Consider the following 24,409-nt stretch of genomic DNA (forward strand, 5'->3'; position numbering starts at 1 on the left):
TATTCTATCTATCGCCATGGACTATCGTGGCGATGGAGGATGAATAATGAATATTCGCGATCTTGAATATCTGGTAGCGCTAGCCGAACACCGCCACTTCCGCCGTGCGGCGGATTCTTGCCACGTCAGCCAACCGACGCTCAGCGGGCAAATCCGTAAGCTGGAGGATGAACTCGGCGTGATGTTGCTGGAGCGCACCAGCCGTAAGGTTCTGTTCACCCAGGCAGGGCTGCTGCTGGTGGATCAGGCGCGTACCGTGCTACGAGAAGTCAAAGTGCTTAAGGAAATGGCGAGCCAGCAGGGAGAGACCATGTCCGGGCCGCTGCATATTGGACTGATCCCGACGATTGGCCCTTATCTGTTGCCGTTGATTATCCCGATGCTGCACCAGACCTTTCCCAAGCTGGAAATGTATCTGCATGAAGCACAAACCCATCAGCTTTTAGCGCAGCTTGATAGCGGTAAGCTCGACTGCGCGATTCTGGCGCTGGTCAAAGAGAGCGAAGCGTTTATTGAGGTGCCGCTGTTTGATGAGCCCATGATGCTGGCTATCTACGAAGATCACCCGTGGGCGAACCGCGAGTGCGTGCCGATGTCGGACCTGGCCGGTGAAAAGCTGCTGATGCTGGAAGATGGGCACTGCCTGCGCGATCAGGCGATGGGCTTTTGTTTTGAAGCGGGCGCCGATGAAGATACCCATTTCCGGGCGACGAGCCTCGAAACGCTGCGTAACATGGTGGCTGCCGGTAGCGGCATCACGCTGTTGCCAGCCCTGGCCGTGCCGCAGGAGAGAAAGCGCGATGGCGTGGTCTATGTGCCCTGCATCAAGCCGGAGCCGAGACGTACCGTGGGGCTGGTTTATCGCCCGGGTTCGCCGCTGCGTAGCCGCTATGAACATCTGGCGGAGGCCATCCGCGGTAAGATGGATGGCCATTTCGACGCCGCGTTAAAACAGGCGGTTTAAGCCATTTAACGCCGCTACCCGATAGGCTTCCGCCATCGTCGGATAGTTAAAGGTGGTGTTAACGAAGTACTCAATGGTGTTACCACCGCCTTTCTGCTCCATTATCGCCTGGCCGATGTGAATAATTTCGGCCGCGCGCTCGCCAAAGCAGTGAATCCCGAGGATCTCTTTCGTTTCGCGATGAAAGAGGATCTTCAGCGTACCGACGCTCATGCCGACGATCTGCGCCCGGGCCAGATGTTTGAACTGTGCGCGACCCACCTCGTAAGGCACCTTCATTGCCGTCAGCTGCTGCTCGGTTTTACCGACGGAGCTGATTTCCGGAATAGTGTAAATCCCGGTAGGGATATCCTCAATCAGGTGCGCCGATGCCTCGCCTTTTACCAGCGCCTGGGCAGCGATGCGGCCCTGGTCGTAGGCGGCGGAGGCCAGGCTTGGATAGCCAATCACATCGCCGACGGCATAAATATGCGGCAGGGCGGTTTGATACATGCTGTTGACCTTCAGCTGGCCGCGGCTGTCGGTTTGCAGACCGATATTTTCCAGCGCCAGTGAGTCGGTGTTCCCGGTGCGGCCGTTAGCGTACAGCAGGCAGTCCGCTTTGAGCTTTTTGCCGGATTTCAGATGCATGATGACGCCGTCATCAACGCCCTCAATCTTTTCGTACTCTTCATTGTGGCGAATGACCACGCCGCTGTTCCAGAAGTGATAGGAGAGCGAGTCGGACATCTCCTGATCGAGAAACGCCAGTAGACGATCGCGGGTGTTGATCAGATCCACTTTGACTTCCATTCCCCGGAAGATCGACGCATATTCGCAGCCGATCACCCCGGCACCGTAGATGATCACATGGCGCGGTTCGTGATGCAGGCTGAGAATCGAGTCGCTGTCATAAATGCGCGGATGATGGAAGTCGACGTCTGTCGGATGGTACGGGCGTGAACCACAGGCAATCACGAACTTTTCCGCCGTCACCGTTTCCACGGTACCGTCGTGACACTCCAGCGCGATAGTGTGTTCATCAACAAAATGGGCATTGCCCTGCAGGATTTCGCAGTGGTTACGCTCATAGAAACCCTGACGCATATGGGTTTGCTGGTTAATGACGCTGTCGGCATGATTCAGGATGTCGGCGAAGGAAGAACGAAGAAGACGGGAATGGTCGCTGTAGAGGGGATTTTGGTTAAACTCGATAATACGGCTGACGGCATGGCGGAGGGCTTTTGACGGGATGGTACCCCAGTGGGTACAACCGCCGCCGACGTTATGGTAGCGCTCAATGACGGCAACGCGTGCTCCCTGTTTCACCAGCCCCATGGCGGCGCCTTCTCCGCCAGGACCGGAACCAATCACAATTGCATCATAATCCCAAGAGTGTGACATGGCATTACTCACCTGTTTTATACATAAAATAAACACGATGATAACATTCGCCGCGCTTTAACCCAATTATCGTTGTGCTTTTTTGCGGCATAAAAGCAGAAACAGCTCGTAAACAATCATTCACAATCCAGTGTAAACCGATTAGTTCTAATCTCTGGTATAGTGCCGGAAGGGCTTATGGAAGGATTCAGACAACGTGATGGGCGTAAGAGCGCAACAAAAAGAAAAAACCCGGCGTTCGCTGGTGGAAGCGGCATTCAGTCAGCTGAGTGCTGAGCGCAGTTTTGCCAGCTTGAGCCTGCGCGAAGTGGCGCGGGAAGCGGGGATCGCCCCGACGTCCTTCTATCGTCATTTTCGCGATGTCGATGAGCTGGGTCTGACCATGGTGGATGAAAGCGGGCTCATGCTGCGTCAGCTGATGCGCCAGGCGCGCCAGCGTATCGCTAAAGGCGGCAGCGTCATTCGCACCTCTGTTTCCACCTTTATGGAATTCATTGGCAACAACCCGAACGCCTTCCGCCTGCTGCTGCGGGAACGCTCCGGTACCTCCGCGGCGTTTCGTGCCGCCGTGGCGCGTGAAATTCAGCATTTTATCGCGGAACTTGCCGACTATTTAGAAATCGAAAACCATATGCCGCGCGCCTTTACCGAAGCGCAGGCTGAAGCTATGGTCACCATCGTATTTAGCGCTGGCGCCGAGGCTCTCGATGTGGGCCCGGAGCAGCGTCGACAGCTGGAAGAACGCCTGGTGCTGCAGCTCAGAATGATCTCGAAAGGCGCGTATTACTGGTATCGCCGTGAACAAGAAAAAATATCAAATCATTCCGAATAACGTGAAGGACGAGCAATGAAACACTCAGTACAAGATAGAGGTACGCTGCTGCTGGCGCTGATCGCAGGTTTATCCATTAATGGTACCTTCGCCGCGCTGTTCAGCTCCATTGTCCCTTTTTCCATCTTCCCCATTTTGTCGTTGGTGCTGACGGTTTACTGCCTGCATCAGCGCTATCAGAATCGTAGTATGCCCGTGGGTTTGCCGGGGCTCGCCGCTGCCTGTTTTATTCTCGGGGTGCTGGTTTACAGTACCGTCGTGCGCGCGGAATATCCGGACATCGGCTCTAATTTCTTCCCGGCGGTTCTGTCGGTGATTATGGTGTTCTGGATTGGCTACAGGTTACGCAACCGCAAGAACGCGGTCGCTGAATAATCTCTCACCCGGCAGCAGCGCTGTTGCCGGGTTTTCTCGCGTAGCTTTACTTCTTCGTTAGCAGCACGCCGCATTCCATATGATGGGTATAGGGGAACTGGTCGAATAGCGCCAGGCGCGCGATCTCGTGGGTCTCACTGAGCGTTTCCAGGTTCTGGCATAGGGTCTCCGGATTGCAGGAGATATAGAGAATACGCGGATACGCCTGCACCATTTTCTCCGTTTCGCTATCCAGCCCGCTGCGCGGCGGATCGACGAAAATCGTCTCGCACTGATAGCTCTTCAGGTCGATTCCCTGCAGGCGGTTAAACTCCCGCACGCCGTTCATCGCCTGGGTAAACTCTTCCGCCGACATGCGGATAATCTGCACGTTATCAATGTGGTTCGCTGCAATATTGTATTGCGCCGCCGCGACGGACGGTTTGGCGATTTCCGTTGCCAGCACGCGTTCGAAATTACGCGCCAGCGCCAGCGAAAAGTTGCCGTTGCCGCAGTACAGCTCAAGCAGGTCGCCGGTTGCGCCTTTAGTGGCGTCGATAGCCCACTCCAGCATCTGAATGTTCATCGCCGCATTTGGCTGGGTGAAGCTATTCTCAACCTGACGATAGATCATTTCACGCCCGCCAACCGGCAAGCGTTCATCGATATAATCTTGATCCAGCTCGATTTTAGTTTTCGTGGCGCGGCCAATCAGGTGCACATTCAGATTTTGCGCCCGCAGCGCATCGCGCAAGCGCGCCGCCTGCTGACGCCATTCATCGTCGAGCTTTTTATGATACAGCAGCGATATCACGGCCTGGTTACTCAGGGTGGTGAGATAATCCACCTGAAACAGTTTGTGGCGCAGTACCGGGTTATCGCGTACGCCCTCAATCACCGCGGCCATCAGCTGATTAATCAGCTCGCTGGCGGCCGGGAAAGTCTCGACGCGGATCCGGGATTTGGTCTGCTGGTCGAACATAATGTGGTACAGATCGTCGCCATCGTGCCACAGGCGAAACTCTGCGCGCATGCGGTAGTGGCTGACCGGCGAACGAAACACTTCCGGAACCGGGGCGCTAAAAGGCGCCATCATTTTCTGCAAACGGACGACTTTTTCTGCCAGCTGCGCTTCATATTGTTCGGTAGGAAGGTGTTCGGGGGTCATGATGCATCCTGAATAAAATAAGTACGCGGGGATTGTAGGGAAAGCGCCGGGGATGTCCAGCCCTGATGATATAAGGAAATATAACGGTAGAAGTCTGGACATCTATATGTTTCTGATTATAGCATCGTGCTACCGGTCCTATGAGTTAATAGGGAATCCAGTGTAAATCTGGAGCTGACGCGCAGCGGTAAGGAAAAGTGGGATGAGCGCATTATGCAGACACTGCGGCTATTTAGCGGGAAGTCCTCGTCCATTAAACACTCCAAGCCCGAAGACCTGCCGGAATACGTCGCATTTGGTTTCTATCATCGCGTGCTACTGATAGAGCCGGCGGCATCCTTTGTTTATTACGGATGCTTTAAAAATGATTAAAAAAGCTTCGCTGATGACGGCGCTCTCCGTCACGGCATTTTCCGGCTGGGCGCAGGATAGCAATTCAGATACGTTAGTGGTCACAGCAAACCGTTTTCAACAGCCGGTCAATACGGTTCTTGCGCCGACCGATGTGGTTACCCGGGAAGATATCGATCGCTGGCAGGCGAAAGATTTAAACGATGTGATGCGCCGATTGCCTGGCGTGGACGTCGCGCAAAATGGTGGCATGGGTCAATCCTCCTCTCTGTTTATCCGTGGTACTGAAGCCAAACAAGTTCTGGTGCTGGTTGACGGCGTTCCCATGGCCCGACCGGGTATTACAAATAACCCCGATCTGAACCAGATCCCTTTGTCGCTGGTGCAGCGCGTCGAATATATCCGCGGCCCGCGTTCAGCGATTTATGGTTCCGGGGCAATGGGCGGCGTGATTAACGTCATTACGCATTCCGATAAAGAACAATCCAAAATTACCGCTGGGGTAGGATCGAAAGGCTACCAACAATATGACGGTACCCTGCGCCATCGCTTTGGCGATACGGTGGCGACGATTGCGGGTTCTTATGAGGGTAATAAAGGCTTTAACGTTCAGCCCGATTCAACCTGGGATCACGACGGCGACCGCGACGGTTTTCGTAATAAAACGTTTTGGGGCAGCCTCGAGCATAAATTTAACGAGAATGTTGACGGTTTCTTCCGCGGACACAGCTACACCAACAACTCTGATTACGATCTGGGAAGCCCGCCGTATAGCCCGGCCTACAGCGCCGATGAAAGCCAGCTCTATAACCAGAGCTGGGATGCGGGGCTGAACTTTAATTCCGGAATTTATTCCTCCCAGCTCATCGCCAGCTATCAGAAGATAAAGGACTACAACTACAGCAGTATTTATGGCCGTTATAATGATGGGACGACGCTCGACAGGATGACGCAGCGTAACCTGCAGTGGGGCAATAACGTTATTGTCGGTCATGGCTCTGTCAGCGCAGGGGTGGACTGGCAGCAGCAGCGGTTAACTTCATCAGACACGGCGATGTCGGATACCTACAAACGTGACAATACGGGACTGTACCTGACGGGCCAGCAGCAAGTTGGCGACGTGACCCTCGAAGCGTCCGGACGTGAAGACCACGATGAGCAGTTTGGCTGGCACGGTACCTGGCAGACTACCGCAGGCTGGGAGTTTGTCGAAAATTATCGCCTGACTCTCGGCTACGGTACCGGCTTCCTCGCGCCTTCTTTAGGGCAACAGTTTGGCTCCACTCGATTTGGTATCAACGCGAATCCTAATCTGAAACCTGAAGAATCGAAACAGTGGGAAGCTGGGCTGGAAGGGCTCACCGGTCCCGTGGACTGGCGCTTGTCCGCGTACCATTACAAAATTACTAACCTGATTACCTATTATTCCGATCCTGTTACCTATGACGGGGAGTACGACAATATCAATGCCGCGACGATTAAAGGCGTGGAATGGACGGGGAGTATCGATACCGGTATTTTCAGCCATCGCGTAACGTTGCAGTATGTCGATCCGCGTAACGATGATAACGGTGAAGTGCTGGCCCGACGTTCTAAACGACAGGCAAAGTATCAGCTGGACTGGTCCATGTTTGATGTCGATATGGATGTGTCCTGGCAGTATTATGGGAAGCGTTACGATAACAACACCTCCCAGTACAACAATACGCAAAGAATTTTGCCGAGCTACAGCACGGTAGACGTTTCTGCATCGTATCCGATCACCGATCGCCTGACAGTTCGTGGTAAAATAGCTAACCTGTTCGATAAAGATTACGAGACAGCTTATGGCTACCAAACTGCAGGACGAGAATACTACTTGTCTGGCAGCTACACCTTCTGATCCACGTCCCACCGTGCTGGTGTTTGATTCCGGCGTCGGTGGGCTGTCGGTTTACAATGAGATTCGGCAGCTTCTGCCGAATCTGCATTATATCTACGCTTTCGACAACGTTGCTTTCCCCTACGGCGAGAAGAGTGAAGAGTTTATTGTTGAACGCGTCCTGGAGATTGTGACTGCGGTTCAGCAGCGTTACCCTCTGGCGCTGGCCGTTATTGCCTGTAACACCGCAAGTACCGTTTCCCTCCCCGCCTTACGCGATAAATTCGCCTTTCCGGTTGTCGGCGTCGTTCCGGCGATAAAACCGGCGGCCCGCTTAACGGCGAATGGCGTTGTTGGCCTGCTGGCGACGCGCGGAACGGTAAAACGCCCTTATACGCGCGAACTGATCTCCCGTTTTGCGAATGAATGCAAAATCGAAATGCTGGGGTCGGCAGAGCTGGTAGAACTGGCAGAGGCCAAACTGCACGGTGAGCCGGTCCCGCTGGATGAACTGCGGCGTATCCTGCGTCCCTGGCTACGAATGCAGGAACCACCTGATACGGTTGTGCTGGGGTGTACGCATTTCCCTCTAATACAAGACGAGCTGCAGCAGGTTCTGCCGGAAGGGACGAGAATGATCGACTCCGGAGCGGCGATTGCGCGTCGCACCGCCTGGCTATTAGAGCACGAAGCACCTGACGCAAAATCGAGTGATGCCAATATTGCGTACTGTATGGCGCTGACGCCTGAAACTGAGCAGCTTTTGAGCGTTTTGCGGCGCTATGGCTTCGAGTCGCTGGAAAAACTGGCGCTTTCATAGCGTTTTGCACAAAAAAGAGACGGTTGAAAGATTTTTTGAAAACAGGGCTTGTCAACGTCTCAGAACTCCCTATAATGCGCCTCCACTGACACGGAACAACGGCTTACAGCCCGCCGGGTCAGCGGGATTCAGCGATGAATACCGGCAGAGAAAAGCGAAAATAATCGCTTGACTCTGAATGAGGAAAACGTATTATACGGGACCTCGCGACAGAGCGCTGAAGCGCGTCGCAACTGCTCTTTAACAATTTATCAGACAATCTGTGTGGGCACTCAAAGTGACATGGATTCTTAACGTCCTCGGACGAAAAATGAATACCAAGTCTCTGAGTGAACATACGTAATTCATTACGAAGTTTAATTCACGAGCATCAAACTTAAATTGAAGAGTTTGATCATGGCTCAGATTGAACGCTGGCGGCAGGCCTAACACATGCAAGTCGAACGGTAGCACAGAGAGCTTGCTCTCGGGTGACGAGTGGCGGACGGGTGAGTAATGTCTGGGAAACTGCCTGATGGAGGGGGATAACTACTGGAAACGGTAGCTAATACCGCATAACGTCGCAAGACCAAAGAGGGGGACCTTCGGGCCTCTTGCCATCAGATGTGCCCAGATGGGATTAGCTAGTAGGTGGGGTAACGGCTCACCTAGGCGACGATCCCTAGCTGGTCTGAGAGGATGACCAGCCACACTGGAACTGAGACACGGTCCAGACTCCTACGGGAGGCAGCAGTGGGGAATATTGCACAATGGGCGCAAGCCTGATGCAGCCATGCCGCGTGTATGAAGAAGGCCTTCGGGTTGTAAAGTACTTTCAGCGGGGAGGAAGGCGATAAGGTTAATAACCTTGTCGATTGACGTTACCCGCAAAAGAAGCACCGGCTAACTCCGTGCCAGCAGCCGCGGTAATACGGAGGGTGCAAGCGTTAATCGGAATTACTGGGCGTAAAGCGCACGCAGGCGGTCTGTCAAGTCGGATGTGAAATCCCCGGGCTCAACCTGGGAACTGCATTCGAAACTGGCAGGCTGGAGTCTTGTAGAGGGGGGTAGAATTCCAGGTGTAGCGGTGAAATGCGTAGAGATCTGGAGGAATACCGGTGGCGAAGGCGGCCCCCTGGACAAAGACTGACGCTCAGGTGCGAAAGCGTGGGGAGCAAACAGGATTAGATACCCTGGTAGTCCACGCTGTAAACGATGTCGACTTGGAGGTTGTTCCCTTGAGGAGTGGCTTCCGGAGCTAACGCGTTAAGTCGACCGCCTGGGGAGTACGGCCGCAAGGTTAAAACTCAAATGAATTGACGGGGGCCCGCACAAGCGGTGGAGCATGTGGTTTAATTCGATGCAACGCGAAGAACCTTACCTACTCTTGACATCCACGGAACTTAGCAGAGATGCTTTGGTGCCTTCGGGAACCGTGAGACAGGTGCTGCATGGCTGTCGTCAGCTCGTGTTGTGAAATGTTGGGTTAAGTCCCGCAACGAGCGCAACCCTTATCCTTTGTTGCCAGCGATTCGGTCGGGAACTCAAAGGAGACTGCCAGTGATAAACTGGAGGAAGGTGGGGATGACGTCAAGTCATCATGGCCCTTACGAGTAGGGCTACACACGTGCTACAATGGCATATACAAAGAGAAGCGACCTCGCGAGAGCAAGCGGACCTCATAAAGTATGTCGTAGTCCGGATTGGAGTCTGCAACTCGACTCCATGAAGTCGGAATCGCTAGTAATCGTGGATCAGAATGCCACGGTGAATACGTTCCCGGGCCTTGTACACACCGCCCGTCACACCATGGGAGTGGGTTGCAAAAGAAGTAGGTAGCTTAACCTTCGGGAGGGCGCTTACCACTTTGTGATTCATGACTGGGGTGAAGTCGTAACAAGGTAACCGTAGGGGAACCTGCGGTTGGATCACCTCCTTACCTTAAAGAACCTGCCTTTGTAGTGTCCACACAGATTGTCTGATGAAAATGTAGCAGTAAAAAATCTCTGCAGGCTTGTAGCTCAGGTGGTTAGAGCGCACCCCTGATAAGGGTGAGGTCGGTGGTTCAAGTCCACTCAGGCCTACCAAATTTCTGCTGATGCTGCGTTGCGGCGACACTCACATACTTTAAGTATGCTTCGTGTCACCACGCCTTGCCTCAACAGAAATTAAGGTTGATGAGATTTAACTACGATGGGGCTATAGCTCAGCTGGGAGAGCGCCTGCTTTGCACGCAGGAGGTCTGCGGTTCGATCCCGCATAGCTCCACCATCTTTACTGCACAACACAAGAAAACTTCAGAGTGTACCTGAAAAGGTTCACTGCGAAGTTTTGCTCTTTAAAAATCTGGATCAAGCTGAAAATTGAAACGACACACAGTTAATGTGTGTTCGAGTCTCTCAAATTTTCGCGACACGACGATGTTTTACGAAACATCTTCGGGTTGTGAGGTTAAGCGACTAAGCGTACACGGTGGATGCCCTGGCAGTCAGAGGCGATGAAGGACGTGCTAATCTGCGAAAAGCGTCGGTAAGGTGATATGAACCAATATAGCCGGCGATGTCCGAATGGGGAAACCCAGTGCAATTCGTTGCACTATCGTTAACTGAATACATAGGTTAACGAGGCGAACCGGGGGAACTGAAACATCTAAGTACCCCGAGGAAAAGAAATCAACCGAGATTCCCCCAGTAGCGGCGAGCGAACGGGGAGCAGCCCGGAGTCTGAATCAGCTTGTGTGCTAGTGGAAGCGTCTGGAAAGTCGCAGGGTACAGGGTGATACTCCCGTACACTAAAGCACACAGGTTGTGAACTCGAAGAGTAGGGCGGGACACGTGGTATCCTGTCTGAATATGGGGGGACCATCCTCCAAGGCTAAATACTCCTGACTGACCGATAGTGAACCAGTACCGTGAGGGAAAGGCGAAAAGAACCCCGGCGAGGGGAGTGAAAAAGAACCTGAAACCGTGTACGTACAAGCAGTAGGAGCCCACTTGTTGGGTGACTGCGTACCTTTTGTATAATGGGTCAGCGACTTATATTCTGTAGCAAGGTTAACCGTATAGGGGAGCCGCAGGGAAACCGAGTCTTAACTGGGCGTTAAGTTGCAGGGTATAGACCCGAAACCCGGTGATCTAGCCATGGGCAGGTTGAAGGTTGGGTAACACTAACTGGAGGACCGAACCGACTAATGTTGAAAAATTAGCGGATGACTTGTGGCTGGGGGTGAAAGGCCAATCAAACCGGGAGATAGCTGGTTCTCCCCGAAAGCTATTTAGGTAGCGCCTCGTGAACTCATCTTCGGGGGTAGAGCACTGTTTCGGCTAGGGGGTCATCCCGACTTACCAACCCGATGCAAACTACGAATACCGAAGAATGTTATCACGGGAGACACACGGCGGGTGCTAACGTCCGTCGTGAAGAGGGAAACAACCCAGACCGCCAGCTAAGGTCCCAAAGTCATGGTTAAGTGGGAAACGATGTGGGAAGGCCCAGACAGCCAGGATGTTGGCTTAGAAGCAGCCATCATTTAAAGAAAGCGTAATAGCTCACTGGTCGAGTCGGCCTGCGCGGAAGATGTAACGGGGCTAAACCATGCACCGAAGCTGCGGCAGCGACACTATGTGTTGTTGGGTAGGGGAGCGTTCTGTAAGCCGTTGAAGGTGGCCTGTGAGGGTTGCTGGAGGTATCAGAAGTGCGAATGCTGACATAAGTAACGATAATGCGGGTGAAAAACCCGCACGCCGGAAGACCAAGGGTTCCTGTCCAACGTTAATCGGGGCAGGGTGAGTCGACCCCTAAGGCGAGGCCGAAAGGCGTAGTCGATGGGAAACAGGTTAATATTCCTGTACTCGGTGTTACTGCGAAGGGGGGACGGAGAAGGCTATGTTGGCCGGGCGACGGTTGTCCCGGTTTAAGCATGTAGGCGGATGTTCCAGGTAAATCCGGAACGTCACTAACGCTGAGGTGTGATGACGAGGCACTACGGTGCTGAAGTGACAAATGCCCTGCTTCCAGGAAAAGCCTCTAAGCATCAGGTAACATCAAATCGTACCCCAAACCGACACAGGTGGTCAGGTAGAGAATACCAAGGCGCTTGAGAGAACTCGGGTGAAGGAACTAGGCAAAATGGTGCCGTAACTTCGGGAGAAGGCACGCTGATGGTAAGTGAAGCGACTTGCTCGTGGAGCTGAAATCAGTCGAAGATACCAGCTGGCTGCAACTGTTTATTAAAAACACAGCACTGTGCAAACACGAAAGTGGACGTATACGGTGTGACGCCTGCCCGGTGCCGGAAGGTTAATTGATGGGGTTATCCTCGCGGAGAAGCTCTTGATCGAAGCCCCGGTAAACGGCGGCCGTAACTATAACGGTCCTAAGGTAGCGAAATTCCTTGTCGGGTAAGTTCCGACCTGCACGAATGGCGTAATGATGGCCAGGCTGTCTCCACCCGAGACTCAGTGAAATTGAACTCGCTGTGAAGATGCAGTGTACCCGCGGCAAGACGGAAAGACCCCGTGAACCTTTACTATAGCTTGACACTGAACACTGGTCCTTGATGTGTAGGATAGGTGGGAGGCTTTGAAGTGTGGACGCCAGTCTGCATGGAGCCATCCTTGAAATACCACCCTTTAATGGCTGGTGTTCTAACGTGGGCCCGTAATCCGGGTTGCGGACAGTGTCTGGTGGGTAGTTTGACTGGGGCGGTCTCCTCCTAAAGAGTAACGGAGGAGCACGAAGGTCAGCTAATCCTGGTCGGACATCAGGAGGTTAGTGCAATGGCATAAGCTGGCTTGACTGCGAGCGTGACGGCGCGAGCAGGTGCGAAAGCAGGTCATAGTGATCCGGTGGTTCTGAATGGAAGGGCCATCGCTCAACGGATAAAAGGTACTCCGGGGATAACAGGCTGATACCGCCCAAGAGTTCATATCGACGGCGGTGTTTGGCACCTCGATGTCGGCTCATCACATCCTGGGGCTGAAGTAGGTCCCAAGGGTATGGCTGTTCGCCATTTAAAGTGGTACGCGAGCTGGGTTTAGAACGTCGTGAGACAGTTCGGTCCCTATCTGCCGTGGGCGCTGGAGAATTGAGGGGGGCTGCTCCTAGTACGAGAGGACCGGAGTGGACGCATCACTGGTGTTCGGGTTGTCATGCCAATGGCATTGCCCGGTAGCTAAATGCGGAAGAGATAAGTGCTGAAAGCATCTAAGCACGAAACTTGCCCCGAGATGAGTTCTCCCTGACTCCTTGAGAGTCCTGAAGGAACGTTGAAGACGACGACGTTGATAGGCCGGGTGTTTAAGCGCAGCGATGCGTTGAGCTAACCGGTACTAATGAACCGTGAGGCTTAACCTTACAACGCCGAAGATGTTTTGGCGGACTGAGAAGACAACAATTTCAGCTTAGATTCAGAGTTGAGTACGCGATAAAGAATTGCGTACTGAGCACAAAGAATTTGCCTGGCGGCACTAGCGCGGTGGTCCCACCTGACCCCATGCCGAACTCAGAAGTGAAACGCCGTAGCGCCGATGGTAGTGTGGGGTCTCCCCATGTGAGAGTAGGGAACTGCCAGGCATCAAATTAAGTAGTAAGCCGGTGCATAAATCCGGTGGTTACAGAAGTATTCGGTGGAGCGGTAGTTCAGTCGGTTAGAATACCTGCCTGTCACGCAGGGGGTCGCGGGTTCGAGTCCCGTCCGTTCCGCCACTTATTAAAAAATTAAGCCTGCTGATTAAGCAGGCTTAATGATAAGAAACTTTAGGGGCGTAGCTCAGTTGGTAGAGCACCGGTCTCCAAAACCGGGTGTCGCGAGTTCGAGTCTCTCCGCCCCTGCCATATATAATCCTTTGCTCAGGCAAAGGATTTTTTTTGCTTTAAATTTCCCGCCGATCGTCCTCCATCCCTGGAGGAGTGCGTTTATCCCAATATATTGTGCTTCAGGATCTCCCGAATCTGCGCTTGTTTATCGCTGTTCTGTAGCCAAATCGCATAGAGAGGCCTTGAAAGCGTCGCACTGTCGGTCACCGTATGCAGATTATTTTTCCCCTGTGCCCAGAGCACGGGCAGCCATGTACAGCCCTTAAGCGCGCTGAGCTGTTGGTAAGCTAACTCGGCAGAACTGGTGGTCAGCAGAGGAATATCATCATTTCCGATCAATCCCGCTTCGTTTTGTTGGAAATCGGGCCCCCATTCCAGGCGTAAATAATTCAATTCATTTGTGTATTTAGCCGGAGAGGCACAATAAAGCGCCAGGGTAAAATTACCCAGCAACTGGCTGCTTAGTTCATCCATCTTCGGCGATTCTGTCGTGATCAGGAGATCAAGCTGACGTTCGTGCAGCTGTTTGACCAGCGATTGCCGCTGCGCAATCCGCGCCTCAAACTGTAGGTTATAGGGCTCTGTATAGAGCTTTCCCAGCCATCCATTAAGCAGGCATTCCCACAGAGAAGCGCTGGCACCGATCGAAAATTCATTATGGCGGGAAGCATTCGCGACCTCCTTGCGCGCAGCTTGCCAGGTATTCATCAGGGTTTCGGCGTAGGGTAGCAGTTTCTCTCCGGCTGAGGTCAGACGGATATTATTACGATGACGGGTAAAAAGATTTACCCCCAGCTGGTTCTCCAGCTGACGAATACGAAAGCTAACTGCTGACTGCGTCAGATAAAGCGCCTCTGCGGCTCGGCCAAAGTGGCGAGTTCTGCTCACCTCAAGGAAAGTCTTGAGCAATTCCGTATCCACACTCTTCTCCGCAAAATTATTTGTCGTGATGATTTAAATGTTTTGTTTGACGCTCTGTCAAGCGTAACTAATACTCCGCGCCATAATTAGCTCGGCCAAAGAATCAGGAGCGTGTAGGATGGCGGAAAGCTTTACGACAACTAATCGTTTTTTCGACAATAAAAATTATCCGCGCGGGTTTTCCCGTCATGGAGATTTCACCATCAAAGAGGCGCAACTGCTGGAACGTCATGGTTATGCCTTTAATGAACTCGAACTAGGTAAACGCGAGCCTGTCACCGACGATGAAAAACAGTTTGTTTCGGTATGCCGTGGTGAACGTGAGCCCGCAACGGAAGCAGAACGCGTCTGGATTAAGTACATGGCGCGCATTAAGCGTCCGAAGCGTTTCCATACCCTGTCCGGCGGCAAGCCGCAGGTGGAAGGTACGGAAGATTACACAGAAAGCGATGATTAAGAAAAAGGGCGTAAGCCCTTTTTTTACGCCATCATTTTTTGTAGATGGCTCAACATTCTGTCTATTGCCCGATAGCCGAGAGCCTCCTGCAAATGATGACGTTCGATGCGTTCGACTGCCTCAATATCGGCAATAGTTCGGGAAACTTTAATCAGGCGCTGCCAGGCGCGGATTGAAAGACCGAGCTGTATTAGCGTCTGCTCCAGCCAGACAGCGTCATCTTTATGAAGCCGGCAGCAGATTTTCATCTCATCATTTCCCAGATGCGCGTTAAGTTTTTTCTGCCGCGATAGCTGCCTTTCGCGTGCGGCCAGAACACGTTGGCGTACGCAGGCGCTACTTTCCTCTTCGTTTGTTCCCTGGCTGAGCACCCCCGGCGGCGGAAGCGGGATCTCCAGGGAGAGATCGAATCGGTCAAGAAACGGGCCGGATAAACGACCCAGGTAGCGTAGCGTCTGTTCCGGTGAAGCGCGATTATGCTGGCCCTGATAGTGCCCTGTCGGGCTGGGATTCATCGCTGCAATAAGCTGGAAACGGGCTGGATAATCGATTTTGGCGCGCGTGCGTGAGATATGGATAACCCCTGACTCAATGGGTTCGCGTAACGCATCCAGCACCCTGCGTTCGAATTCAGGCAGCTCATCCAGGAACAGGACTCCGTTATGGGCAAGGGAGATCTCTCCCGGTGCCGGAATTGAGCCTCCGCCCACCATGGCCGCCAGGGAGGCGCTATGATGCGGGGCACGAAAGGGCCTGCGGCGCCAATTTTTCATGGCATGCCTGGAATCGACCAGGCTAAGTATTGCCGCGCTTTCCAGCGCTTCCTGATTACTCAGCGGCGGCAGTAGTCCCGGTAATCGACTGGCGAGCATCGTTTTTCCTGTGCCGGGCGGGCCTATCATCAGCAGGTTGTGACCACCTGCAGCGATGATTTCCAGCGCTCGTTTCCCCTGCCGCTGGCCAATAACATCACGCAGATCAACCGATGTTTCATCCGAATATTCCCCTTCTGGAAGGGGGTTAGCCAGGGTATGTCGACCTTCGAGAAAAGCGCAGACTTCCTGGAGATCGGTGGCGATAAGGCAGTCACTGCCGCCGATTAACCCCACCTCTGGAGAATTCTCATTAGAGATAACAATCTTCCGCCCCGCTTTTATGGCCTCCATGGCGCTGGATATGGCCCCAGGAACGCCACGCAGAGCGCCTGTAAGCGCCAGCTCGCCGACAAACTCATATTGATTTAGCCTGGGGGCCTTTAGCTGCTCTGAGGCCACCAGAAGCGCGAGAGCGATAGGTAAATCATATCTTCCCCCTTCTTTTGGTAGATCGGCCGGGGCCAGATTGATGGTGATTTTTTTCGCCGGATAAGCGTAACCGCTGTTGATAATCGCACTACGTACCCGGTCACGCGCTTCTCTAACCGTTGTTTCAGGCAGTCCTACCATTGTCAGGCCTGGGAGCCCGTTGCTGATATGAACTTCAACCGTGATAAGCGGGGCACCGATCCCGAGAGCGGCGCGGGTGTAAACAATGGCGAGTGACATAACACCTCCTGAGAACCGGGATTATGTCGGGGATTTGCTGTTGAGTAATTCGGCAATATTAAATTCTGCATGCTTGCTCCCAGCCAATTTTCCGGCAATTTCCGCTTTGCACTGGTGATGGATGCCGGCTCGTAAAATGCTGTCATCAGGCAACAAGATGAGAAAGAGCTGTGGAGTACGCCACAAATTGAAATATTTTCATTTCATATTTTTCCCATTAAAAACAATTGTTTTTTCTTAAATGGTTAGCAAGGTAAGAAATGAGGTCATAAAAAAATCTTGTGTTTAACGCGAAGTCTGTGGTACCTCTTTAGGTATTCCTTCGAACATGAAGCCAGAAAGAACATAAAATGACAGCCCTTCTACGAGTGATTAGCCTGGTCGTGATTAGCGTGGTGGTGATTATTATCCCACCGTGCGGGGCTGCACTTGGACGAGGAAAGGCTTAAAAAACAAGCCTTAACGAACTAAGACCCCCGCACCGAAAGGTCCGGGGGTTTTTTTATAACTTAAAAACAGAAAAGAGGAGCAGACGATGGCTGGTAGCATAAAATTCTGTTTCTCTCGATCTACGACGGGGAAGTAACTATGAATGGGGCGCGGTGGGTGGTACATGCTTTGCGAGCACAGGGAGTCGATACCGTTTTTGGCTATCCGGGTGGAGCAATTATGCCGGTTTACGATGCATTGTATGACGGCGGCGTGGAACACCTACTGTGCCGGCATGAACAGGGCGCGGCTATGGCGGCTATCGGCTATGCCAGGGCTACCGGCAAAACCGGGGTGTGTATCGCCACTTCGGGGCCTGGCGCAACCAACCTGATCACCGGCCTCGCCGACGCGCTGCTTGATTCCGTTCCCGTTGTTGCTATCACCGGCCAGGTTGCGGCCCCGTTCATTGGCACCGACGCATTCCAGGAAGTTGATGTCCTCGGCTTATCGCTGGCATGCACCAAGCACAGTTTCCTGGTGCAGTCGCTGGAAGAACTGCCGCGCATCATTGCCGAAGCTTTCCACGTAGCAAACTCCGGGCGTCCCGGTCCCGTGCTGGTCGATATCCCAAAGGATATCCAGCTGGCTCAGGGCGATCTCGATCCGCATTTTTCCATGGTAGCCGACGACGTTGATTTTCCATATGCGGATATCGAATACGCTTTGCAGATGCTGACCCAGTCGCAGAAGCCGATGTTATACGTTGGCGGCGGCGTGGGGATGGCGCAGGCGGTACCGGCGCTGCGCGAATTTCTTGCCGTTACGCAAATGCCCGTGACGTCTACCCTGAAAGGGCTGGGTGCGGTAGCGGCGGATTATCCCTACTATCTGGGCATGCTGGGGATGCACGGTACTAAAGCGGCCAACCTTGCAGTACAGGAATGTGACCTGCTGATCGCGGTAGGCGCCCGTTTTGACGATCGCGTCACCGGCAAGCTGAATACGTTTGCCCCGCACGCCAAAGTTATCCATATGGATATCGATCCGGCTGAACTGAACAAGCTCCGTCAGGCACATATCGGCCTGACCGGCGATTTGAATGTGATGCTGCCCGCGCTCCAGCAGCCGCTGTCTATCGACGCCTGGCGCCAGCGTAATGCGCAGCTGCGCGCCGAGCATGCCTGGCGCTACGATCATCCGGGAGACGCTATCTATGCCCCGCTGCTGCTGAAGCAGCTTTCCGATCGCAAACCCGCAGACTGCGTCGTGACAACCGATGTGGGCCAGCATCAGATGTGGTCAGCGCAGCATATGACCTATACGCGCCCGGAGAATTTCATCACTTCCAGCGGATTAGGCACTATGGGTTTCGGCTTGCCCGCAGCGGTAGGCGCGCAGGTGGCCCGTCCAGACGATACGGTTATCTGTATCTCCGGTGACGGCTCCTTCATGATGAACGTGCAGGAGCTGGGCACCGTAAAACGCAAGCAGCTGCCGCTGAAGATAGTCTTACTGGACAACCAGCGTTTAGGAATGGTTCGACAATGGCAACAGCTGTTTTTTCAGGAACGTTATAGCGAAACCACCCTTACCGATAACCCCGATTTCCTTACTCTGGCCAGCGCCTTCGGCATCCCTGGTCAACACATCACCCGTAAAGACCAGGTTGAAGCGGCACTCGACACCATGCTTTCGAGCCAGGGGCCTTACCTGCTTCATGTCTCAATCGACGAACTTGAGAACGTCTGGCCGTTGGTGCCGCCCGGTGCCAGTAATGCAGAAATGCTGGAGAAATTATCATGATGCAACATCAGGTCGCCTTGCAGGCTCGCTCTAATCCAGAAACGTTAGAACGCGTGCTGCGCGTCGTGCGCCATCGCGGGTTCCAGATTTGCGCGATGAATATGGCAACCGCCGCCGATGCCCGGAATATTAATATTGAACTGACCGTTGCCAGCCAGCGGCCCGTCGAATTACTGTTTAGTCAATTAAGCAAACTGGTGGACGTCGCCTGCGTCGAGATCCAGCAACCTACATCACAACAAATTCGCGCCTGAGCGCAAAGGAAGAACAATGACGACGAAAAAAGCTGATTACATTTGGTTCAATGGTGAGATGGTTCCGTGGGGCGAGGCGAAGGTTCACGTGATGTCCCATGCGCTGCACTACGGGACTTCCGTATTTGAAGGCATCCGTTGCTACGACTCTCACAAGGGACCGGTGGTGTTCCGTCACCGTGAACATATGCAGCGTTTGCATGACTCAGCAAAAATCTATCGTTTCCCGGTTTCTCAGAGCGTTGATGAGCTGATGGAAGCCTGCCGTGAAGTCATTCGTAAAAACAGTCTGACCAGCGCCTATATCCGCCCGTTAGTCTTCGTCGGCGACGTGGGTATGGGCGTCAACCCGCCTCCGGGCTATAGCACTGACGTGATCATCGCGGCGTTCCCGTGGGGCGCCTACCTGGGTGCCGAAGCGCTGGATCAGGGGATCGATGCGATGGTTTCTTCCTGGAATCGCGCGGCGCCAAACACTATTCCGACCGCGGCCAAAGCCGGCGGTAACTATCTCTCTTCGCTGCTGGTCGGCAGCGAAGCGCGTCGCCATGGCTATCAGGAAGGTATCGCGCTGGACGTGAACGGCTACATCTCTGAAGGCGCCGGTGAAAACCTGTTTGAAGTGAAGGATGGCGTGCTGTTTACCCCGCCGTTCACCTCTTCCGCGCTGCCTGGCATCACCCGCGACGCTATCATCAAGCTGGCGAAAGATCTCGGCCTCGAAGTCCGCGAGCAGGTATTGTCCCGCGAGTCCCTGTACCTGGCCGACGAAGTGTTTATGTCCGGTACTGCCGCAGAGATCACGCCGGTACGCAGCGTTGATGGTATTCAGGTGGGTGAAGGCCGCTGCGGCCCGATCACCAAGCGCATTCAGCAAGCATTCTTTGGCCTCTTCACCGGTGAAACCGAGGATAAATGGGGCTGGTTGGATCAGGTTAATCAATAAGCATAAAAAAATGGGGCGACACGCAACGCCCCATTTCACCGAAACTGGGAGTAACTAAAGCATGCCTAAGTACCGTTCCGCCACAACCACTCACGGCCGTAATATGGCGGGTGCCCGCGCGCTGTGGCGCGCCACTGGAATGACCGACGATGATTTCGGTAAGCCGATTATCGCCGTGGTGAACTCTTTCACCCAGTTCGTGCCGGGCCACGTTCACCTGCGCGATCTCGGCAAACTGGTTGCTGAGCAAATCGAGGCCGCTGGCGGCGTCGCCAAAGAATTCAACACCATTGCGGTGGATGATGGGATCGCGATGGGCCACGGGGGTATGCTTTATTCACTGCCATCCCGCGAACTGATCGCCGACTCGGTTGAGTATATGGTTAACGCCCACTGTGCTGATGCGATGGTCTGTATCTCCAACTGCGACAAAATCACCCCGGGGATGTTAATGGCGTCTCTGCGCCTGAATATTCCGGTCATTTTTGTTTCCGGTGGCCCGATGGAAGCCGGGAAAACCAAACTGTCCGATCAAATCATTAAACTCGACCTCGTTGACGCGATGATTCAGGGCGCTGACCCGAAAGTCTCCGACGATCAGAGTAATCAGGTTGAGCGTTCCGCCTGCCCGACGTGCGGCTCTTGTTCGGGAATGTTCACCGCGAACTCCATGAACTGCCTGACCGAAGCGCTGGGCCTGTCGCAGCCGGGCAACGGCTCGCTGCTGGCGACTCACGCCGATCGTAAACAGCTGTTCCTCAATGCGGGCTCACGTATCGTTGAGCTGACTAAACGCTATTACGAGCAGGATGATGCCTCTGCGCTGCCGCGTAATATCGCCAATAAGGCGGCGTTTGAAAACGCCATGACGCTGGATATCGCCATGGGCGGTTCCACCAATACCGTACTGCATCTGCTGGCGGCGGCGCAGGAAGCGGAAATCGACTTCACCATGAGCGATATCGATAAACTTTCCCGCAAAGTGCCGCAGCTGTGTAAGGTCGCGCCAAGTACGCAGAAATATCATATGGAAGACGTGCATCGCGCGGGCGGCGTATTGGGTATTTTAGGTGAACTGGATCGTGCCGGGCTGCTGAACCGCGATGTGAAAAACGTGCTTGGTTTGTCCCTGCCGCAGACGCTGGAGCAGTACGATATCACCGTCACGCAGGATGAAGCGGTTAAGAAGATGTTCCGCGCTGGCCCTGCGGGTATCCGCACAACGCAGGCTTTCTCTCAGAACTGCCGTTGGGACACCCTGGATGACGATCGCGCAGAAGGCTGTATCCGCTCGCTGGAACATGCTTACAGCAAGGACGGCGGTCTGGCGGTTCTGTACGGCAACTTTGCCGAGAACGGCTGTATCGTGAAAACCGCCGGCGTTGACGACAGTATCCTCAAGTTTACCGGCCCGGCGAAGGTATACGAAAGCCAGGACGCGGCTGTGGATGCGATCCTCGGCGGCAAGGTGGTCGCCGGTGACGTAGTCGTCATCCGCTATGAAGGGCCGAAAGGCGGGCCGGGGATGCAGGAGATGCTCTACCCGACGACCTTCCTGAAATCAATGGGCCTGGGTAAAGCCTGTGCGCTGATTACCGACGGACGCTTCTCCGGCGGTACCTCGGGTCTCTCTATTGGTCACGTTTCTCCGGAAGCGGCCAGCGGTGGCAATATCGCGATCATTGAAGATGGCGACATGATTGCTATCGATATCCCGAACCGCGGCATTCAGCTGCAGCTAAGCGATGCCGAGATTGCGGCGCGCCGCGAAGCTCAGGAAGCGCGCGGTGATAAAGCATGGACGCCGAAAGATCGCGAGCGTCAGGTTTCCTTTGCCCTTCGCGCCTATGCCAGCCTGGCAACCAGCGCCGACAAAGGCGCGGTGCGCGATAAATCGAAACTTGGGGGTTAATGATGGCCGAGTCTCAACCCCTCTCCGCCGCCCCCGAGGGGGCGGAATACCTCAGAGCGGTACTGCGCGCGCCGGTATACGAAGCCGCGCAGATCACGCCGCTGCAAAAAATGGAAAAGCTCTCGTCGCGCCTCGATAACGTTGTGCTGGTGAAGCGTGAAGATCGTCAGCCGGTGCACAGCTTTAAGCTGCGCGGAGCCTACGCGATGATGGCGGGCCTGACGGAAGAGCAAAAATCGCATGGCGTGATTACCGCTTCGGCGGGTAATCATGCGCAGGGCGTGGCTTTCTCGGCATCTCGCCTGGGCGTGAAGGCGCTCATCGTTATGCCAACCGCCACCGCGGATATCAAAGTTGATGCGGTGCGCGGCTTCGGCGGCGAAGTGCTGCTGCACGGCGCGAATTTCGATGAAGCCAAGGCCAAAGCCATCGAACTGGCGCAGCAGCAGGGGTTCACCTGGGTTCCGCCCTTCGACCATCCGATGGTGATTGCCGGGCAGGGGACGCTGGCGCTGGAGCTGCTGCAGCAGGATGCCCATATCGATCGCGTATTTGTCCCGGTCGGCGGCGGCGGTCTCGCGGCCGGCGTGGCGGTGCTGATCAAACAGCTGATGCCGCAGATCAAAGTCATTGCGGTTGAGGCCGAGGATTCTGCCTGTCTGAAAGCCGCGCTGGATGCGGGTCATCCGGTCGATTTACCCCGCGTTGGGCTTTTTGCCGAAGGCGTGGCGGTGAAACGCATCGGCGATGAGACTTTCCGTCTGTGCCAGGAGTATCTCGACGACATCGTTACCGTCGATAGCGATGCCATCTGCGCGGCGATGAAAGACCTGTTTGAAGATGTGCGTGCGGTAGCAGAACCTTCCGGGGCGCTGGCGCTGGCGGGGATGAAAAAATATATCGCTCAGCATAATATTCGCGGCGAACGCCTGGCGCACGTGCTTTCCGGCGCGAACGTCAACTTCCACGGCCTGCGCTACGTTTCCGAACGCTGCGAACTGGGGGAACAGCGCGAAGCGCTGCTGGCGGTCACCATTCCGGAAGAGAAGGGCAGCTTCCTCAAGTTCTGCCAGCTGCTGGGCGGCCGTTCGGTGACCGAGTTCAACTACCGCTTCGCGGATGCGAAAAATGCCTGCATTTTTGTCGGCGTGCGCCTGAGCCGGGGGCTGGAAGAGCGGAAAGAGATCCTCAACCTGCTGCACGACGGTGGCTACAGCGTAGTGGATCTCTCTGACGATGAAATGGCCAAGCTTCACGTGCGCTATATGGTGGGCGGGCGTCCGTCGCAGCCGCTGCAGGAGCGTTTATTCAGCTTCGAGTTTCCGGAATCACCCGGCGCGCTGCTGAAGTTCCTGCATACGCTGGGCACCCACTGGAACATCTCTCTGTTCCACTATCGCAGTCACGGTACCGATTACGGCCGCGTGCTGGCGGCATTCGAACTGGGCGATCACGAGCCTGACTTCGAAACCCGCTTGCATGAGCTGGGCTACGATTGCCACGATGAGAGCAATAATCCAGCGTTCAGGTTCTTCCTCGCCGGTTAAGAAGCGCTGTGCTTGTCAGGCCTGCGGTCGGGCTGTAGGCCTGAGCAGGCCCGGCATTAGTGGCCAGGCAGCAAATTCCAGAACGCATTAATCAGCGGCTCATGCAGCCGCTTTTTTGGCGCGCAGACGCCCAGCTCAAACGGGGTTTTCTCGTCGCTACGCTCCAGAATCATCACGCGATTGCGCACTGGCTCAGGGCTGTTTTCCAGCACCACCTCCGGCAGCAGCGCGACGCCGCAGCCGAGCGCCACCATGGAGACCATGGCTTCATGCCCGCCCACCGTGGCGTAAATTGACGGATTACTGATTTTATGGCGGCGAAACCATAGCTCAATGCGGCGACGCACGGGGCCCTGGTCGGCCATAATAAAGGGTACCGTTGCCCAGTCAGGCTTCTCCACTGAGACCTGGTTACGAACCGGACAAGGCAGCGCCGGGGCGATCAGCACCACCGCCAGATTCTCCAGCATGGAAAAAGCCACCGCGCCGGGCAGCGTTTCCGGTTTCCCGGCAATCGCCAGATCGGCTTCACCCGTCACCACTTTTTCCATCGCATCAGCGGCATCGCCGGTGGTGAGCTTTATTTCCACCGAGGGATGCTCGGCGCGGAACCGATCGAGAATCGGCGGCAGATGGCTATAAGCGGCCGTCACCGAACAGAAGATATGCAGTTCGCCCGACAGCGACGGACCTTGCTGATCGATAGTGTGGCGCAGCTGCTGATACTGCAATAGCGTCTGCTGGGCAAACGTTCGTAGCTCTTCTCCCGCTTCGGTAAGCGTTACCGTGCGGTTATCACGGACAAACAGCGGCTGCCCGAGGTCTTCCTCCAGGCGCTGAATTTGTCGGGAAAGCGTGGAGGGGCTGACGTGCATCGCCCGCGCGCTGCGGCCAAAATGGCGGCTTTCAGCCAGATGCAGGAAGGTTTTCAGATCGCGTAAATCCACCGGCGGCACTCCACGATTTTACATTGCAGAAATTGCAACGTGACGTTGTGAATATATCAATTTCCGCAATAAATTTCCTGTTGTAATGTGGGTACATTCTCGCTGAAAGGCGAACCG

General features: G+C 54.5%; 17 protein-coding genes, 4 tRNA genes, 3 rRNA genes and 1 riboswitch. Of the genes, 19 read left to right on the forward strand and 5 right to left on the reverse strand.

All coding sequences use genetic code 11. From position 1 onward, the window contains the following. The first annotated feature begins 46 nt into the window (after positions 1-46). On the forward strand, positions 47-964 hold the full coding sequence (gene oxyR, locus MKleb_RS00845; protein ID WP_014227441.1) for a DNA-binding transcriptional regulator OxyR: 918 nt from the start codon (positions 47-49) through the stop codon (positions 962-964). On the opposite strand, the gene sthA is transcribed toward oxyR, so the two are convergent. Beyond that, positions 947-2,347, reverse strand: a complete 1,401-nt coding sequence (gene sthA, locus MKleb_RS00850; RefSeq protein ID WP_025106573.1) for a Si-specific NAD(P)(+) transhydrogenase — start codon at positions 2,345-2,347, stop codon at positions 947-949. The two genes, oxyR and sthA, sit on opposite strands and share 18 nt — an antisense overlap. Positions 2,348-2,543: 196 nt before the next feature. Between sthA and fabR the strand changes: the two genes are divergently transcribed. Together fabR and MKleb_RS00860 are read left to right on the forward strand one after the other, a co-directional pair. After that, positions 2,544-3,179, forward strand: a complete 636-nt coding sequence (fabR, locus tag MKleb_RS00855; RefSeq protein WP_004107582.1) for an HTH-type transcriptional repressor FabR — start codon at positions 2,544-2,546, stop codon at positions 3,177-3,179. A 15-nt stretch (positions 3,180-3,194) separates the two neighbouring features. Beyond that, on the forward strand, positions 3,195-3,554 hold the full coding sequence (locus tag MKleb_RS00860) for a YijD family membrane protein (protein WP_004856046.1): 360 nt from the start codon (positions 3,195-3,197) through the stop codon (positions 3,552-3,554). A gap of 46 nt (positions 3,555-3,600) precedes the next feature. Here MKleb_RS00860 and trmA read toward each other — a convergent pair whose 3' ends face one another. After that, positions 3,601-4,701 (reverse strand): tRNA (uridine(54)-C5)-methyltransferase TrmA, encoded by a 1,101-nt coding sequence (gene trmA, locus MKleb_RS00865; protein ID WP_014227442.1) that lies wholly within the window; start codon positions 4,699-4,701, stop codon positions 3,601-3,603. A gap of 116 nt (positions 4,702-4,817) precedes the next feature. Continuing rightward, a riboswitch (cobalamin riboswitch) is annotated at positions 4,818-5,000 on the forward strand. Between the two features lie 65 nt (positions 5,001-5,065). On the opposite strand from trmA, the gene btuB reads away from it, so the two are divergent. From btuB to MKleb_RS00910, 9 genes are all read left to right on the forward strand, one after another. Further along, positions 5,066-6,934 (forward strand): TonB-dependent vitamin B12 receptor BtuB, encoded by a 1,869-nt coding sequence (gene btuB, locus MKleb_RS00870; protein WP_029946902.1) that lies wholly within the window; start codon positions 5,066-5,068, stop codon positions 6,932-6,934. Beyond that, positions 6,879-7,733, forward strand: a complete 855-nt coding sequence (gene murI / locus MKleb_RS00875; RefSeq protein ID WP_025106575.1) for a glutamate racemase — start codon at positions 6,879-6,881, stop codon at positions 7,731-7,733. Before btuB ends, murI begins: the two co-directional genes overlap by 56 nt. A 378-nt stretch (positions 7,734-8,111) precedes the next feature. Next, a 16S ribosomal RNA gene (locus MKleb_RS00880) occupies positions 8,112-9,651 on the forward strand. A gap of 71 nt (positions 9,652-9,722) precedes the next feature. Continuing rightward, positions 9,723-9,799: transfer RNA gene (locus MKleb_RS00885), tRNA-Ile, on the forward strand. Between the two features lie 108 nt (positions 9,800-9,907). Further along, positions 9,908-9,983, forward strand: a tRNA-Ala gene (locus MKleb_RS00890). Positions 9,984-10,161: 178 nt separating this feature from the next. Then, a 23S ribosomal RNA gene (locus tag MKleb_RS00895) occupies positions 10,162-13,067 on the forward strand. A gap of 103 nt (positions 13,068-13,170) precedes the next feature. Beyond that, a 5S ribosomal RNA gene (gene rrf / locus MKleb_RS00900) occupies positions 13,171-13,286 on the forward strand. The 16S, 23S and 5S rRNA genes sit together here with 4 tRNA genes alongside, the layout of an rRNA operon. 55 nt (positions 13,287-13,341) lie before the next feature. After that, positions 13,342-13,418 (forward strand) — tRNA-Asp (locus MKleb_RS00905). A gap of 53 nt (positions 13,419-13,471) precedes the next feature. Then, positions 13,472-13,547: transfer RNA gene (locus MKleb_RS00910), tRNA-Trp, on the forward strand. A gap of 81 nt (positions 13,548-13,628) precedes the next feature. Here the strand turns inward: MKleb_RS00910 and hdfR are convergent. Then, positions 13,629-14,450: an HTH-type transcriptional regulator HdfR gene (gene hdfR / locus MKleb_RS00915; RefSeq protein ID WP_004097454.1), complete on the reverse strand. Its 822-nt coding sequence runs from the start codon at positions 14,448-14,450 to the stop codon at positions 13,629-13,631. Between the two features lie 118 nt (positions 14,451-14,568). On the opposite strand from hdfR, the gene MKleb_RS00920 reads away from it, so the two are divergent. After that, positions 14,569-14,907 carry a MaoP family protein gene (locus tag MKleb_RS00920; protein WP_004097464.1) on the forward strand — a complete coding sequence of 113 codons (339 nt, stop codon included), beginning with the start codon at positions 14,569-14,571 and terminating at the stop codon, positions 14,905-14,907. Between the two features lie 23 nt (positions 14,908-14,930). On the opposite strand, the gene MKleb_RS00925 is transcribed toward MKleb_RS00920, so the two are convergent. Further along, positions 14,931-16,451, reverse strand: a complete 1,521-nt coding sequence (locus tag MKleb_RS00925; RefSeq protein ID WP_025108421.1) for a YifB family Mg chelatase-like AAA ATPase — start codon at positions 16,449-16,451, stop codon at positions 14,931-14,933. A gap of 350 nt (positions 16,452-16,801) precedes the next feature. On the opposite strand from MKleb_RS00925, the gene ilvL reads away from it, so the two are divergent. The 6 genes from ilvL (at position 16,802) to ilvA (ending at position 23,345) form a co-directional block, all read left to right on the forward strand. Next, positions 16,802-16,900, forward strand: coding sequence for an ilv operon leader peptide (ilvL, locus tag MKleb_RS00930; RefSeq protein ID WP_001311244.1), 99 nt, complete (start codon positions 16,802-16,804; stop codon positions 16,898-16,900). A gap of 139 nt (positions 16,901-17,039) precedes the next feature. Beyond that, positions 17,040-18,686, forward strand: coding sequence for an acetolactate synthase 2 catalytic subunit (gene ilvG, locus MKleb_RS00935; protein ID WP_025108420.1), 1,647 nt, complete (start codon positions 17,040-17,042; stop codon positions 18,684-18,686). Then, positions 18,683-18,940, forward strand: a complete 258-nt coding sequence (gene ilvM, locus MKleb_RS00940) for an acetolactate synthase 2 small subunit (protein WP_004097471.1) — start codon at positions 18,683-18,685, stop codon at positions 18,938-18,940. Before ilvG ends, ilvM begins: the two co-directional genes overlap by 4 nt. Positions 18,941-18,956: 16 nt before the next feature. Next, a complete protein-coding gene (locus MKleb_RS00945) occupies positions 18,957-19,886 on the forward strand; it encodes a branched-chain amino acid transaminase (RefSeq protein WP_025108419.1) in 930 nt (309 codons plus the stop codon). A gap of 61 nt (positions 19,887-19,947) precedes the next feature. Then, positions 19,948-21,798 (forward strand): dihydroxy-acid dehydratase, encoded by a 1,851-nt coding sequence (gene ilvD / locus MKleb_RS00950; RefSeq protein WP_004097475.1) that lies wholly within the window; start codon positions 19,948-19,950, stop codon positions 21,796-21,798. A gap of 2 nt (positions 21,799-21,800) precedes the next feature. Then, a complete protein-coding gene (gene ilvA, locus MKleb_RS00955) occupies positions 21,801-23,345 on the forward strand; it encodes a threonine ammonia-lyase, biosynthetic (RefSeq protein WP_014227448.1) in 1,545 nt (514 codons plus the stop codon). A gap of 56 nt (positions 23,346-23,401) precedes the next feature. Here ilvA and ilvY read toward each other — a convergent pair whose 3' ends face one another. Beyond that, positions 23,402-24,292 (reverse strand): HTH-type transcriptional activator IlvY, encoded by an 891-nt coding sequence (ilvY, locus tag MKleb_RS00960; protein WP_004097479.1) that lies wholly within the window; start codon positions 24,290-24,292, stop codon positions 23,402-23,404. Between the last annotated feature and the right edge of the window lie 117 nt (positions 24,293-24,409).

Source organism: Klebsiella sp. PL-2018, from assembly GCF_019048985.1.
GTDB lineage: Bacteria > Pseudomonadota > Gammaproteobacteria > Enterobacterales > Enterobacteriaceae > Klebsiella > Klebsiella michiganensis.